Below are 15,332 nucleotides of genomic sequence, written 5' to 3'. Positions count from 1 at the left end.
GGGCAGAATTGGTAAAGAGAGTCGTGTAAAATATCGAGTTCGCACATTTTGTTGTCTGATTATTGATTTTTGGCGAAACCATTTGATCATATGACAAGATGTGTATCTACCTTAACTTAATGATTTTGATAAAAATCATTAGGGGATTCATCAGTGCTCAGCCTCTTTTAAAAATTGCGTTACCGCTTTAGCAACTGCTAAAGTACACTCATCGGGCCCTCTAGCAGAAGAGAAAAACAACAAAGCCATCAGTGACCTCCTTGTGTTTTATAGTTCAATATTGGTGTCAATTGTGCAATGACAGTAACAATATTAGCTTGCTGCATTGATTCAATTACACTATCAATTGATTTATAAGCTTGCGGCGCTTCTTCAAAAATAAGGCTACTATCTTCACAAATAACACGACTACCTAGTTTAGTCCGTTTGAGTTCTTGCATTGAATAGCGATTATCCAACTTACCTTTACAGTCAGCTCGACGCCATTTACGCCCAGCACCATGTGCTAATGACATAAGTAGATCATCTCGTTGAATCGGTTTGACAAGATAGCTGTAATCACCTCGTGAACCTGGCACAATCACCAGTTCATCCATTGCCGACGATGCACCTTTTCGATGTAACCAATAGCTCTGTTTATCTATGGTGACTTTTTGTAAAAAATTGTGACAAACATTAAGTACTTCATGGCCTTGAGTATTCAAATTGGTCATTAATCTTTCCGCCACAACTTGACGATTTAATCTTGCAAAAGCAACTGCATTATCATGTTTTTCAAGATAACTTAATGCATCATCACTATCATCTGCTAAGCCTTGATAACCAAAGCGTGATAATTGATTTTGCAAAATAGCATGTCCTAAACCTCTTGAGCCACTATGCACTAATAAAAACAGTTTTTTGGCATTAAGTTGGTATTGATTAAATAATGTTGCATCAAAAATCTTACTGACTTTTTGAATTTCAGCAAAATGATTACCACCACCAATAGTGCCTAAGTTATATTTGTGACGAGTATCAGGTAAATCAATATTCCCTATTTGCTTTTCTAACTTATCAATACTCAATTTGGCAAGGTTAATGTCAGTTTGCCAAAATCCCATGCCACAGCCGATATCGCTACCAATTAATGCCGGATAAATTATTTCACGACTTAAATATGCTGCGCCTATTGGATAGCCTTTGCCGGGATGAAGATCGGGCATCCCCATTACTTTAACCATATTAGGTAAATTAGCTGTTGTCAGTAATTGTTGTATTGCTAAACCTTCGATCCAGGTATTTTTAGATGCTATTAACCACGTTTTATCTGATAGCACCTGTATAGAATTGTCCATATATCAATCCATTTAAATAAATATTATTGTTATTTTTTTCAATACTGTTTAAAGACAAATTTTTAAATGAACCCATCAAATAAAACGCATACACAACATAACATTAATCGTTAAGAAATGTTTAATTTTATCCAGTGACAATACGATCACTCTCAATACGATTTATCAATAATTGGTTTTACTTGAACGATATCAAGTTATCTTTAAACAATGGGTATAAATTAATTGGCAGGCAAAGATCAGCTAAGTGAATTGAAGTAAGAATAGAAAAAGTTACTTAATTATTGGCGGATCAACCTGCAAAGGTTTGTTAAACAAATCATAATAAAAATCTCCTTTGCTATTTGTAATGGCGCGTATGCTAATTAAATTTTAGTCAGTTGTAAAGTAACAAATTATCTTTTTTAATCATCTATTTTTATTTTTTTACACTCGTTTTTATTGAATTAAGTATTTTATACTGTATATTTATACATACAATTATTTTTAATACGAATCATCTGGCACTATTCGTTTTTATTAATTTTTCGGAGTCTTTTCTTGAATAAATATTGTGTTGTCCTTGGGCAAGCTAATAGTTCGCTCACTGCTTATTTACCTTTAGTTGATACACCAGTAAGAGCTGGATTTCCATCTCCTGCTGATGATTATTTAGAAACAAAACTAGATCTAACAAGTCATTTAGTGAAGCATCCTAGTGCAACTTACTATATTAAAGCGATTGGTGACTCAATGATTGATTATGGCATTTATAGTGGTGATCTCCTTGTTGTCGACCGATCTTTACAACCAAAAATAGATGATATTGTTGTTGCTGCTGTGGATGGTGAATTAACCTGTAAATGTTTAAGTTTTATCAATGGCGAACATCATTTATTGTCTGGCAATAAACTTTACCCTCCAATTTCATTAGTTGGCAAAGACGTACATATTTGGGGAGTGGTAATACATACCATTCATTCCCTACGTAAACGGGGACACTGATGATTGGCTTAATTGATTGTAATAATTTTTACGCATCTTGTGAACGGGTATTTAATCCCAAATTAGAAGGAAAACCAATTGGTATTCTTTCAAATAATGATGGTTGTGTAATAGCACGCTCTAATGAACTCAAACCGTTAGTCGCGATGGGCATGCCGGCCTATCAAATCCCCTCCCATATTCAAAAAAAAATTACCTTATTAAGCTCTAATTATGAACTTTATGGTGATATGAGTCAGCGAGTATTTGATACCGTTCGCCATTATACTGCGGATATCGAGCTCTATTCGATCGATGAGGCTTTCATTCATCTAAACGGGTTTAGTCATGTTTTAAGTCATTGTCAAAATTTAAAAGCAATAGTAAAACGAGATACGGGTATCCCTGTCAGTATCGGGATTGCTACAACTCGCACGCTAGCAAAATTAGCTAATCATATCGCCAAAAAACACCCTATCCATCAAGGTGTTTATTGTTTTCCGACGGATCAGGAAGAAAAAATAACTATCTTAAAGCAATTCTCAGTTGCAGATATATGGGGCGTTGGTTGGCGAATTACGCAAAGATTAAAAGAACTAGGTATTCATACCGCTTGGGATTTACATCAAGCAAATTTAAAACAAATTAGACAGTCATTTTCTGTTGTCCTTGAGCGTACCATACTTGAGTTACGTGGTATGAATTGTATTGAATTAGATGATCTACATACAGCTAAAAAAAATATTATGACATCACGTAGTTTTGGCCATTTAACCAATGATCTATTTGATATACAAGAAGCAATTCGTGTGCATGCAAGCCGTGGCGCAGAAAAATTGAGAAAGCAAAAATCAGTTGCCAATGCCATACTGGTGTTTTTAAAAACTAATCGATTTCGACCTGAATTAGTACAATATAATCCGTCAATTGTAGTGCCATTATTATCGGCGACCGATGATTCACGACTTATTATTCATGCGGCCCAAAAAGGGTTACGATCCATTTATAAACCAGGTTTTTTATTTATGAAATCAGGTGTGATGTTACTTGATTTAAAAACTAAAGATAATTATTGCCAATCGGATTTATTTACAGCAGAAACATCAGCTACTGAAAAACACAAAAGTGAACAATTAATGAAAACCATGGATTACATTAATCAGAAAATGGGAAAAAACACTATTCATTTAGGCGGTATCAGACAAACTGCAGCATGGCAAATCAAGCGAGAGCGACTTAGCCAACGGTATACGACTCGTTGGGACGAGTTACCTTTTGTAAAATAGATAACCGATTAATCGCTAAAATAATAATTTAATTAATTGATTGAATTGAATTACCTTGTTCATTTCTTACATCAACATATACATCCCATTTTCTATGATCACTATAAATAGATTTTTCACAAGAAACTGAAAGTCCATATTTGTGAGGAAGATTTTTTGAGCTTAAGGATATTTTATGCCACTTTACCTTTAATGGTAAAAGGCAGCTAGATGCGTAAAATTTTCTATTTGCTTCAATTGTATGTAAATTAGTATGATGTTCTTGATTATAGGTGGCTATAAATTCAGCCGCCTTATTATCAATTTCACCGAAAACTTCATCAAGCGTCATAGTCTGTGCAAATGGAACTGTAATAACAGCTACAATTGCGATACTATATTTCAGTATATGAATCTTTTTCATAAAAAACTTTAATAATTTAAATTGTTAAGTAAAAACATTATTTTCATAACTTTAACATTGATACAACGTAGAGGTCAATATCAACAATTAACTACCAAAACGTTTAAGCGCAATAATAAAGAAGCTAATAGCAATAGCTAATAACTACGCATGCAACGAAATAGCCAAACAATACTTAAACCACGATATAAATTTGCCTGTTTTAATTCAATAGAATGAATACTGTTTACTAGGCAATATCAGACAAACCGCAGTTTAGCAAATCAAGCGAAATTTACTCAGTTGATAGTATATTAATCGTTGGTACAAGTTACCTTTTGCTAAATAGATAATTCATTAACTGATAAATCAAAAAAATAATCCCTTAATCAATTGATTGAATTGAATTACCTTGTTCATTGCGAACATACACATCAATATCCCATTTTTTTCTATATCTATCATCCTTCGATTTTTCACAAGAAATAGAAATAACATATCGAAAAGGAATTGTACCACCATGAACTTCAGCTTTCTTCCAACCAGCTTTTAATGGTACAAGACAACGAGGTAAATAATCTTTTCCATTTACTTCGACAATATGTAAATTAGTATGATGCGCTTTATTATAAGCGGTAATAAATTCAGTTGCCTTGTTATTGATATCTAAAAATTCAGTTCTTGAATCATAGACGGGAATAGCTTCAGTTGTGTTATTGTCAACATTATCTGAAGACTCGACCATTGCCAAAGGAATAGTAATAACAGCTACAATTGCGATAATATATTTTAGCAAATGAATCTTTTTCATAAAAAACTTCAATAATTTAAATTGTTAAGTAAAAATAAAGTTAACTTTTGCACTTTTATTATTAATAAAATTAAGAGCCCATATTAACAATTGAACTACGAAAACGTTTAAGCGCAATTAGGAAAAATACACTACCAATGCCTAATAACCACGCATACGATGTCCAAACCACACTTAAACCAGCCCCTCGATATAAAATTGCCTGCCCTAATTCGACAAAATGGGTTGTTGGTGCAAATAACATAATATTTTGCACCAATTCCGGCATACTTTCTCTTGGCGTACTACCACCAGAAAGCATCTGTAACGGTAGAAGAATCAAAATAAATAGCATCGCAAATTGTGCGGTTGATTTAGCTACCGTGGCCATAAAGATACCGAGTGACGTTGTCACGAATAAATGCAAAGCAGCACCAATTAAAAATAAGGTAATCGAGCCCTCAATTGGCACATTTAACCAACCATGAACAACGACTAATAGTGCACCCCAAGTCGAAACTAATACCACCAGCCCCATAGACCAAACTTTAGAAATCATGATTTGAAATGGTGTCACAGGCATTGACAGCAAGTGATCGATAGTACCATGCTCACGCTCTTTCATTAATGCCGCGCCGGTTAAAATAATAGACAATGTGGTAACAATATTAATAATCTCCATGACAGAACCAAACCAAGAACGGGTTAAATTAGGATTAAAGGCCGCATGAACCTCTATATTAACCGGCAAACTGGTGGGTTTATCAATTTGATTAAAGTATTTAGTTATTTCGCTGGTGACAATTTGCGTAATATAACCATTACCTACAAAAGCCTGTCCCATTCGGGTTGCATCAATATTAAGTTGAATTTCTGGACTTTGGTTATTTAACACATCACGTTGAAAATTAGGTGGTATATTTAATGCAAAAGTATAACTATCGGTATCCATTCCACGATCAACTTCATCCATTGAATTTAATTTAACTGGCTTATTAAACATTGGTGGATAAAGCGCTGCGATAATTTGCCTTGATAAAGGCGAATCATCTTCATCAACCACCGCAATTGAAGCATGATGAAGAGAATCTGAAGTTGCGGTAGCTGCGGTATAAATATCCAGCGTAAAGCAGTAGGCGATTAACAATAACATGATTGGATCACGAATCAATCCCCATAACTCTTTAATACCTAAGCGATAAATATTAATAAAGCTTTGCATAATATCTATCCTTCTTGTTTCTTGAGGAGGAATATACTTGCACCAAGTATAATCGGAATAGTAATCAGTAAGGTAAATATCGAGTTATGTAAATCAAAAAATCCTAATGCCTTATTGAAAACACCTCGAGCAATAATAAGCATATGGGTAGTTGGATAGACTTCACCAATATATCGCCCACTTCCTTCTAATGATGCTACTGGATTGAGTAATCCCGAAAATTGTATCGCTGGTAACATAGTACCAACACATGTCAAAAATATCACCGCAATTTGACTGCGTGTTACGGTTGAGGCAAGTAAGCCAAAGCCTGTCGCAATAATACAATAAGCCAATCCAGCTAAACATAAAGTTAGCAAACTTCCTTTTATCGGTACGCCAAATATCGTAACCGCCATAAGTAGCAGTAATAAGAAACTAAGCATCGAAATAACAATATAAGGAACTTGTTTACCTAATAAAAACTCAGTTCGAGTAACAGGCGTTACATATAAGTTAATTATTGATCCCATCTCTTTTTCACGCACTACGGATAATGCAGCTAACATTGACGGAATCATTAAGAGTAAAATAGGAATGACCGCAGGCACCATCGCTTGCAAACTTTTAATATCTGGATTATAACGATAACGGGTCTCAATATTTGCCAATGAGCTAGATGCGGTGCCGGTGGTGGTTTTTATTTTGTCACTTAACCACGCAAGGTGCATACCTTGTACATATCCTTTAATTGTGTCGGCACGTAATGGCATGGCCCCATCAATCCAGATACCGATATTAACTGGATCACCGCGTTGAATATCACGGCCAAAATTAGGTGGAATTTCAATCGCCAACGCTATTTCATTACTTCTCATCCTATGGTCCATATCATCATAATCAGTGATTGGTGGTTTCTCAATAAAATAACGCTTAGAGCCAGATAAATTAGTAATATAGTTTTGACTGGTAATCGTTTGATCACGATCTAATACTGCAAAATTTAAGTCCTCAACATCCATCGTGATACCATAGCCCATCACCAACATTAATATCGCTGAACCTAAAAGTGCCAATAAAGCGCGCAATGGATCACGAGATAACTCAAGTGTTTCACGCCATAGACAACCAATCAAACGAGTTAGACTAAATCCTTGTAGATGATGCACATTGATTTTAACTTGCTCATTATCATTAGCTACAGCTTTAGGCATTTCACTAACTTTTTCATCATTACTCGTATCATCAGCACCTGCATCAACTAAATATCGAATAAAGGCCTCTTCAAGGGTTTTCGCATCTTTAGAATGAATGATATTATCTGGCGTATCACTGGCTAAAACTTTACCAGCATGCATTAACGAAATCCTATCACAGCGTGCCGCTTCATTCATAAAATGAGTAGTGATAAATACGGTGACTTTATCTTTTCGGGAAAGCTCAATAATTAAACGCCAAAAGTCATCACGAGCAATCGGATCGACACCGGAAGTAGGTTCATCAAGAATAAGTATTTCAGGGTTGTGAACCACAGCGACCGATAAAGAAAGTCTTTGCTTAACGCCTAACGGTAGACTATCTGGCAAACTTTTTAATTCATTTTCCAAACCAAAACGCTTAACTAACTCCTCAACTCGTGCTGGTATTTTACTTTCTTCAATACCAAATAGACGAGCATGTAACACGAGGTTTTGTTCAACCGTCAATTCACTATAAAGTGAGAACGCCTGCGACATATAACCTAAATGGCGTCTTACATTAATATCACTGGCATCAATCGGTTTACCAAATAACCACGCTTCACCTGACGAAATTGGTAATAGACCAGTTAACATCTTCATGGTGGTTGATTTACCGCAACCATTTGATCCTAAAAAACCAAAAATCTCACCTTGTTTTATGGAGAAATTAACATGATCAACCGCAATAAAATCGCCAAATTGCTTAGTTAATCCTTTTGCTTCGATTGCTACTTTTAAATCTTGATTTAAATCTAATGGAGGGATTTCAACGGCCTGATAACCTTCTCTAGCATCTTCAGGCATTAATTGAATAAAAGCATCATCTAAATTATCTTTTGCTGTTTTGGCTAACAACGCTTGTGGTGTACCTGTTTCGAGGATCTTACCGCCATACATTGCCACTAACCAATCAAAATTTTGCGCCTCATCCATATAAGCAGTGGCAACAATAACACTCATTTGTGGACGTTGCTTACGGATTTTATTAATGAGTTGCCAAAATTGTGCGCGAGAAAGTGGATCAACACCGGTTGTTGGTTCATCAAGAATAAGTAAATCGGGGTCATGAATTAAAGCCGAACATAAACTTACCTTTTGTTTCATCCCACCAGAAAGACGACCTGCAGGCCGAGATAAAAAAGGATATAAGCCAGTACTTTTGGTTAACTCATCAATACGTCGCCGTCTTTCAGCTGCATCATTACCAAATAAACGGGCAAAAAATTGTAAATTTTCTTCGACTGACAGTGTTGGATAAAGATTTTTGCCTAATCCTTGTGGCATATAAGCAATACGGGTACATACGTTTTGACGATGGGTTTTATCTTTCATATCCCCATTTAAAACGTAAACTAATCCCTCTTGGATGACATGCGCGCCAGCTATCAAAGACAATAAACTTGATTTACCCACCCCATCGGGACCAATCAATCCCACCATGCATCTTGGTGGGATGGCAATACTAACATCATTGAGTGCACAAGTTTTTTTATAATGTAATGTTACATTACTGACATTGACAACTGCATCTTCAATGGTTTTACCATCAGCAAGTAACGCCAAATCCTTTTTATCCGATTCTGACATATGCTATCTCCAATTATTTTGTTTGGCATTTTGCAACATCAGATAAACCAGCAGGCCATTCTGTATTAGGATCAAGTCTAACCCATGCAACGCCAGGAAGACCAGTTTTAACATAAGAAATATAACATTTTAACAATTCTGGGCTTAATTGTGCTTTAACTCTAAACATCAATTTTTGACGTTCATCTTTGGTTTCAACAGTTTTAGGCGTAAATTGTGCAACACTAGATACAAATGAAATTTTGGCTGAAATAGCTTTACCAGGTAAGGCATCCAACACTAATCTTACTTCATCACCAATTCCTACTTTTCCAGCAATCATTTCTGGTAAAAAGAAAGTCAAATAAACATCTGACAGATTGACTAGATTTAATACTTTTCCGCCTGAAGGTAAAACTTCACCAGGTTGGGCTATACGATATTGAATACGGCCATCAACAGGAGCAGTTAAAGTACTATCATTAATATCAGCTTGAATTTGATTGATATTCGCTAACGCTACATTTATCGCTGATTTAGCACTTTCTACACCAGCTTGAGCAGCTTCAATTGCGGCATCGGCAGCGGTAACTTGTGATTTAGCTGAATCTAATGCGGCTTTGGCACTATTTACCTTAGCTGTATCATCATCAAATTGTTGTACTGAAATCGCCCCTTTTTGATAAAGCGCTGTCGTACGTTGTAAATGTTTATTAGCTATATCTAAGTCACTTTCTCTTTGCGTAACACCAGCTAAAGCTGCAACTTTATCACTCATTTTTAAAGCTACCTGTGCTTTTGATGTCGCTTCATTACTCATAGCTTGTCGATGTTGGGCTTGAGCTTCATTTAATTGCGCTTGTAACGTATCAGTTTGCATAATGACTAGCGGTTGACCTGCAGTGACAAAATCGCCTTCTTCAACATTAATCTTTTCAATTCTACCGGCTAACTTGGTAGAGATATTGATTTCAGTAGCTTCAATACGTCCGTTGCCACTAGTAAAATCGGAACCATAGCCATCAGGTTTAAATTGCTGCCACAAAATAAAACCAATAACAACAACCACAACTGCAATAACAATCCATTTTTTATTTATTTGTTTCATGAATAACACCTTATTCTAAAGTGACAAATTTATAATAAATCTTAACTAAAAATTTAAACATTAAAAGCGATTTATTTTCAATATGATCATCATAACAAATGTATTTTATAAATAACATCAACTATCAAAACAAACGCAGTAAAAGCTAAAAAATGTCATTTATAATTTTAATTATAGATCAAAATAAGCATTAATAATCAATTATCAAGACAAGCAAAAAAATAAATATCTAATTAATTTAATTGGAAATATTTTAATGTGTTATTGATTTAATCAATGAAATGAAGTTAATAGAAAAACTAAACTCCAAATCAATATAAAATTAAATTGGAGTTACCTTATAAATGCAAAACGATTATCTTTAAAAAGACCATAAATCCGGTCTAAAACGCCATAATTCTTTTTCTGGAATATCACCTTGAATAGTACATTGAATAATGGCTTTGCCACTCAATCTATCATTATCATATTCGAGAAACAATAAATTTTCTGCAGTACCTCTTTCTGGAGAGGTATCGGTTAATACATGTTTATTGTCAGACCAAACACCATTTTTATAAAATGATGCATTGGCAAAATCAAGCGTACCATCAACGGATATTTGCCAATCAACCCAAGATAGCGCACTTTTAATCTCTTCAAAGGTATTATCGGTGCTAAATCCCCAAAAATAGAACTTTAGATGTTCATTGGTAATATATTCAGATTGTTCAAAGCTTTCTATTTTCAAACCATTAAAGATAATCGGCGGATCAAATATAAGCTTATTTTTTACGGAATTATTATTCGATATAGTGGCAAATTTACTATATCCAGTTGGTAACGTTATAATTGGAAAATAATTATGATATTTTTTTTGATTTAAATCTAAAAAAAAAGTCTTATCGCATTGGGTAAAACTTTTTAATAAATGACTAAAATCATCATCAAATGATGACTTTTTTATATTTGCGAAAAAAAGTACGAGTAATCCAATAAAACATAACAATTTAATCTTCACTACCTATCTCCTTATTAGTGAATGATAATAAATTTTTACTTTGAGTAGCTTTAAAATAAGTTATTATATCAATAAAGACAATTGTTATTTAGCTTATTTTTAACTATAACAGCTGCGAAATATTTAATGATAAAACAATTGTTTGCTAATCAATAAACGTCTAACAAAATAGCAATAAGGTATTGGTAACAGTGCAGTAAGAAAATATAACGATTAAATATATTTTCCTTAGCGTTATGACTTATTTAATAAAGGTGATTTTATGGCTCTTCCTTCTTTTTTGACAATTTATAATGAATTAATATCCACGCCAACTATCAGTAATGTAACCAATGAAAAATTAGATTATTCTAATAAGCCACTAATTGACAAATTAGCGCAATGGTTTACTGATTTAGGCTTTACAATTGACATTCAACCTGTACCAAATACTCGTAATAAATTTAATATGTTAGCCACCTATTCCAATAGTGACAATAAAACTCAAGGTGGTCTATTATTAAGTGGTCATAGTGATACTGTGCCATTTGATGATGGGCAATGGACAAAAGATCCATTCAAGTTAACTGAAGAAAATAATAAGCTCTATGGACTAGGCACGGCGGATATGAAAGGATTTTTTGCTTTTATATTAGATGCATTACGTGATATCGATCTTAAAAAATTAACCAAACCAATTTATGTATTGGCCACCGCAGACGAAGAGACATCCATGGCTGGCGCTTCATTTTTTGCCCAACAAACGCAACTACAACCAGACTGCACGATTATCGGCGAACCTACCTCATTAATTCCTATTCGTGCTCATAAAGGGTTTATATCTAATTCAATTAGAGTTATTGGTAAGTCAGGCCATTCAAGTGATCCAGACAAAGGTATTAATGCTATCGAAATCATGCATTTAGTGATTGAAAGATTACTTATTTTGAAACAAAAATTCAAACAACAATATCATAATGATGGTTTTAGCGTACCTTATCCAACCATGAATCTTGGCGTTATTCATGGTGGTGATGCAGCTAATCGTATCTGTGGCTGTTGTGAATTGATTATTGATATTCGGGTATTACCAGATAACGATATTGATTCACTTTATAATGCCCTTTGTGAAGCATTACAACCCGTTATGGACCAATATCCTAATCGAGTTTCCATCGAATATGAAGTATCACCAATACCGGGCTATGAATGTAAAAAAGATCATCCAGCATTAAATCATATCGAAAAACTGGTTGGTCACACCGCACAAACCGTTAACTACAGTACTGAAGCACCATATTTAAATCAAATCGCCCCAACCATTGTGTTAGGACCAGGCTCAATTGAGCAAGCTCATCAACCAGATGAATTTATCTCTATGGATTTCTTAAAACCGACCAAATTAACCATTGAAAATTTAATTAAAGATTTTTGTTTATAAATCAATATATTCGCCGGCAAAGTCGGCGAATCAGCTTAATGCTATTAAAACATAATAATTCATTATTTTTATATTAAGACGGTATACACTTCTCAATATTCTTTACAAAAATTAGCTTCTAAATTAATCTAAGCTATCATCTTTATGCATATTTCCCCATTGGCAAAGCATATCTAATACAGGTACAAGTGTTTTACCCCGCTCTAACAAACCATATTCAACTTTTGGTGGAATTTGCGGGTATTCTTTTCTAAAAATTAATTTATCTCTCTCCATTTCTTTTAAAGTATTACTCAATGTTTTAAAGGAGATTTCTTTGATGCTCCGTTTTAGTTCATTGAAACGCATAGATGGTTGATTTTCATTTAACCAATAAAGAATAATGATCTTATATTTTCCTCTGATCATCGAGAGCGTGTAATTAAATCCGCTATTCTCGAAATTGTCTTCTGCACAATGATGCTTTTCCATACTTACACTCTCCCTAGAGATAGTACATAACAATAATTACCGTACTTCAAAAATAATTGTATCAATATTACTATGATTAGATGATTTATCACAACAAAAGGAATATTGAGAATGAAACGTACTTTAGTGATTGTAGCCCATCCAAATTTATCATCATCAAGTGTTAATCGATGCTGGCTTAATAAATTAAATCAATATCATGAACAACTAACCATACACGATATATATTCATGCTATCCAACCTACCAAATAGACGCTAAATTTGAACAAAATTTAATTGAAAACCATCAGAATTTAGTCATTCAGTTCCCAATATATTGGTTTAATTGTCCACCACTGTTAAAACAATGGTTCGACGACGTTTTTACTTATGATTGGGCTTTCGGTTCTTTAGGCGATAAATTAAACAACAAAAAAGTGGCTTTAGCGGTTTCAGCTGGTATTAAGAAAACAGATTATTCCTGCACAGGACTATATCAATATACGCTTGAAGAAATATTAAAACCTTTCGAATTAACAATGAATTATGTTCATGCTGATTATCAGCCCACATTTGCACTTTATGGCGCAAACAATGAGCCAGACTATCCAGATAAAATTACCTTGAGTGAAATAAATAAAAGTGCAGATAATTATGTTAATTGGATGAAAAAATTAGGAATGTTAATCTAAATGACATAATTATTATCAAAAGCGCAAATAAAATGATTTTATTAAGGCCGTTTAATCAAGAAATCAGTCCTAAGCAATTAAGTTCAGATAAGTAAAAATAAGATGGTATACACTCCTCAATATTTTTTACAAAACGACCATGTTGATATAGTAAAAATATATAAGAAAAGTCATATTTTAGTTATTGTTATAGTTTTAACTTTGATTAGTTTGATTAGTAATAGCCGACAAAGTCGGCGTGATTGATTAAACTTGAAAAGTGGCAAAATCAGTAGCAATTTCAGTATTAGCAAAGACGCTCCTTGCTTCATTAACCAGTTTTTGATTATCTTGTAAACTATATCTAGGGCTAATATGCGTTATGATTAACCTTTTAGCATCAGCTTGCTTAGCAATGTTGGCGGCGTGTATTGTCGTTGAGTGTCCACGTTCAATGGCTTTTGCCTCTAAAGCTTGTTCTTGAGTGGCCTCATGCACTAATAAATCAACATTTTCGGCTAAATCAATGGATGCTTGACAAGGAATGGTATCACCCAATATAGCTACTTTTTTGCCTAGCTTAATATCGCTCTGATAATCCTTACCATTAATCGTTCTACCATCTTCTAAAGTAACGGTTAAACCTTCTTTTAAATAAGCATAATGTGAACCTATTTGGATGTTATCTTTTTTTAATTTATCAATATTCAGCGTTGCAGGAAGATCCTTTTCAACAATACGATAACCAAAACAAGGCACTCGATGTTGTAATAATTTGGCTTCGACGCGAAATTTATTATCTTCGAACACTAAGCTATCTTGTTCAAGCTCAATGATATTTAAAGGGTAAGTAAGCCAGGAAGAACTAATTTCAATCACTGTTTGGATAAATTGTTTAATACCTTTAGGTCCAACTAACGTTAATGCCGATTGCTTTTGCATTAATGAACGAGTGGTCAACACACCAGGTAAACCAAATAGATGATCGCCATGTAAATGAGTCAAAAATATCATCTCCAATTTAGCTAAACTAAAATTGGCCTTTTGCATTTGCATCTGCGTTGCTTCACCACTATCAAACAGCCATAATCGCCCGCGTTCTTGTCGAAGATCAAGCATAACACTACTTACATTACGTTCAGCGGTTGGTGAACCAGCACTAGTCCCTAAAAAAGTTAATTTCATATCAAGATCAGATTGTCATTGAAAATTTTATTATATACTGAGAATAACTATTGATAATTTTATTTTGCTATAAGAAATAGAAAAATTATTATAATAGTAACTATAATAATTAATTCATTTATAACAGAACGTTAAAACCAAAATGTTTATATCATAAAAATCAGTACAATAATTTAAATAAAAATTTCATCTTGTACTTTATTTAAGATAAAGATCTAGTTGTTTTGCTCGTTGAAAATTTAGTTCAGCAAGGCTAGAGAATTTAAACATATTTAGCGCGTTTCCAATTGCCCCACCACCTAACGAATAAGCAAAATCACACTGCAAGTTATGATATTTGATGAATTCTTGGTAAAATTTTTTCAGTCTAATTTTAGCAATTACGATGTGTTGTTTATCTTTATCCCAATTAGTTAGTGTATTGAATAAATTCTTTTGTGATTTATCTAACTCAGCTTAACTAATATAAAAAATTTTTCTAAACATTCAGTCATTTCTGCTTCTGAACGCGTATTGCCACTACAGTGGCAGCGTAATTCATCCTGATTTAAATAAGCATATTTTGAATTATGCAGAAACCAGTAGTGGCATAAAAATAATAAATATAGTCATTAATTTTATTATTTTCATAAAACTCCACAATACTATTGATAGCAATAAATTTAGTTAACTTATTGATTTATTATATAGATTAGACGTTTTTACGTTCAATGGTCTGTTCGCCCCAAAAG

At 33.7% G+C, this 15,332-nt stretch carries 13 protein-coding genes; 4 read left to right on the top strand and 9 right to left on the bottom strand.

Annotated features, from left to right (window positions below; translation table 11 throughout):
* Positions 1–248 precede the first annotated feature (248 nt).
* The gene (locus B6D18_RS10850) at positions 249–1,337 is read right to left on the bottom strand and encodes an RNA ligase RtcB family protein (RefSeq protein WP_086364459.1); all 1,089 of its coding nucleotides are present in this window, start codon (positions 1,335–1,337) and stop codon (positions 249–251) included.
* 540 nt (positions 1,338–1,877) lie between these two features.
* Between B6D18_RS10850 and B6D18_RS10845 the strand changes: the two genes are divergently transcribed.
* Both B6D18_RS10845 and B6D18_RS10840 read left to right on the top strand, forming a co-directional pair.
* The gene (locus B6D18_RS10845; RefSeq protein WP_173795320.1) at positions 1,878–2,321 is read left to right on the top strand and encodes a LexA family transcriptional regulator; all 444 of its coding nucleotides are present in this window, start codon (positions 1,878–1,880) and stop codon (positions 2,319–2,321) included.
* Entirely contained in the window at positions 2,321–3,586 is a 1,266-nt protein-coding gene (locus tag B6D18_RS10840) for a Y-family DNA polymerase (RefSeq protein WP_086364457.1), read from the top strand. The genes B6D18_RS10845 and B6D18_RS10840 overlap by 1 nt, the downstream gene beginning before the upstream one ends.
* Positions 3,587–3,614: 28 nt before the next feature.
* On the opposite strand, the gene B6D18_RS10835 is transcribed toward B6D18_RS10840, so the two are convergent.
* The 6 genes from B6D18_RS10835 to B6D18_RS10810 all read right to left on the bottom strand — a co-directional run bounded on the left by B6D18_RS10835 (position 3,615) and on the right by B6D18_RS10810 (position 10,874).
* On the bottom strand, positions 3,615–3,989 hold the full coding sequence (locus B6D18_RS10835) for a hypothetical protein (protein WP_086364456.1): 375 nt from the start codon (positions 3,987–3,989) through the stop codon (positions 3,615–3,617).
* A gap of 364 nt (positions 3,990–4,353) precedes the next feature.
* Entirely contained in the window at positions 4,354–4,779 is a 426-nt protein-coding gene (locus B6D18_RS10830) for a hypothetical protein (protein ID WP_086364455.1), read from the bottom strand.
* Positions 4,780–4,849: 70 nt separating this feature from the next.
* Entirely contained in the window at positions 4,850–5,980 is a 1,131-nt protein-coding gene (locus B6D18_RS10825) for an ABC transporter permease (RefSeq protein ID WP_086364454.1), read from the bottom strand.
* A 5-nt stretch (positions 5,981–5,985) separates the two neighbouring features.
* Complete coding sequence (rbbA, locus tag B6D18_RS10820; protein ID WP_086364453.1) at positions 5,986–8,787, bottom strand: ribosome-associated ATPase/putative transporter RbbA; 2,802 nt, start codon at positions 8,785–8,787, stop codon at positions 5,986–5,988.
* A gap of 13 nt (positions 8,788–8,800) precedes the next feature.
* Entirely contained in the window at positions 8,801–9,874 is a 1,074-nt protein-coding gene (locus B6D18_RS10815; protein ID WP_086364452.1) for an HlyD family secretion protein, read from the bottom strand.
* 361 nt (positions 9,875–10,235) lie between these two features.
* The gene (locus B6D18_RS10810; RefSeq protein ID WP_086364451.1) at positions 10,236–10,874 is read right to left on the bottom strand and encodes a hypothetical protein; all 639 of its coding nucleotides are present in this window, start codon (positions 10,872–10,874) and stop codon (positions 10,236–10,238) included.
* A gap of 262 nt (positions 10,875–11,136) precedes the next feature.
* On the opposite strand from B6D18_RS10810, the gene argE reads away from it, so the two are divergent.
* Positions 11,137–12,294, top strand: coding sequence for an acetylornithine deacetylase (argE, locus tag B6D18_RS10805; protein WP_086364450.1), 1,158 nt, complete (start codon positions 11,137–11,139; stop codon positions 12,292–12,294).
* A gap of 123 nt (positions 12,295–12,417) precedes the next feature.
* Here argE and B6D18_RS10800 read toward each other — a convergent pair whose 3' ends face one another.
* Positions 12,418–12,765, bottom strand: coding sequence for a helix-turn-helix domain-containing protein (locus tag B6D18_RS10800; protein ID WP_086364449.1), 348 nt, complete (start codon positions 12,763–12,765; stop codon positions 12,418–12,420).
* 111 nt (positions 12,766–12,876) lie between these two features.
* On the opposite strand from B6D18_RS10800, the gene B6D18_RS10795 reads away from it, so the two are divergent.
* Positions 12,877–13,437, top strand: coding sequence for an NAD(P)H-dependent oxidoreductase (locus tag B6D18_RS10795; protein ID WP_086364448.1), 561 nt, complete (start codon positions 12,877–12,879; stop codon positions 13,435–13,437).
* Positions 13,438–13,683: 246 nt separating this feature from the next.
* Here the strand turns inward: B6D18_RS10795 and rnz are convergent, their stop codons facing one another.
* The gene (rnz, locus tag B6D18_RS10790) at positions 13,684–14,601 is read right to left on the bottom strand and encodes a ribonuclease Z (protein WP_086364447.1); all 918 of its coding nucleotides are present in this window, start codon (positions 14,599–14,601) and stop codon (positions 13,684–13,686) included.
* Positions 14,602–15,332 lie beyond the last annotated feature (731 nt).

It is taken from the genome of Gilliamella sp. A7 (genome assembly GCF_002142015.1).
Classification (GTDB): Bacteria; Pseudomonadota; Gammaproteobacteria; order Enterobacterales; family Orbaceae; genus Gilliamella; species Gilliamella apis_A.
Note: the sequence above shows the minus strand (reverse complement) of the source record. Positions and strands in the feature narration are given on the sequence as shown.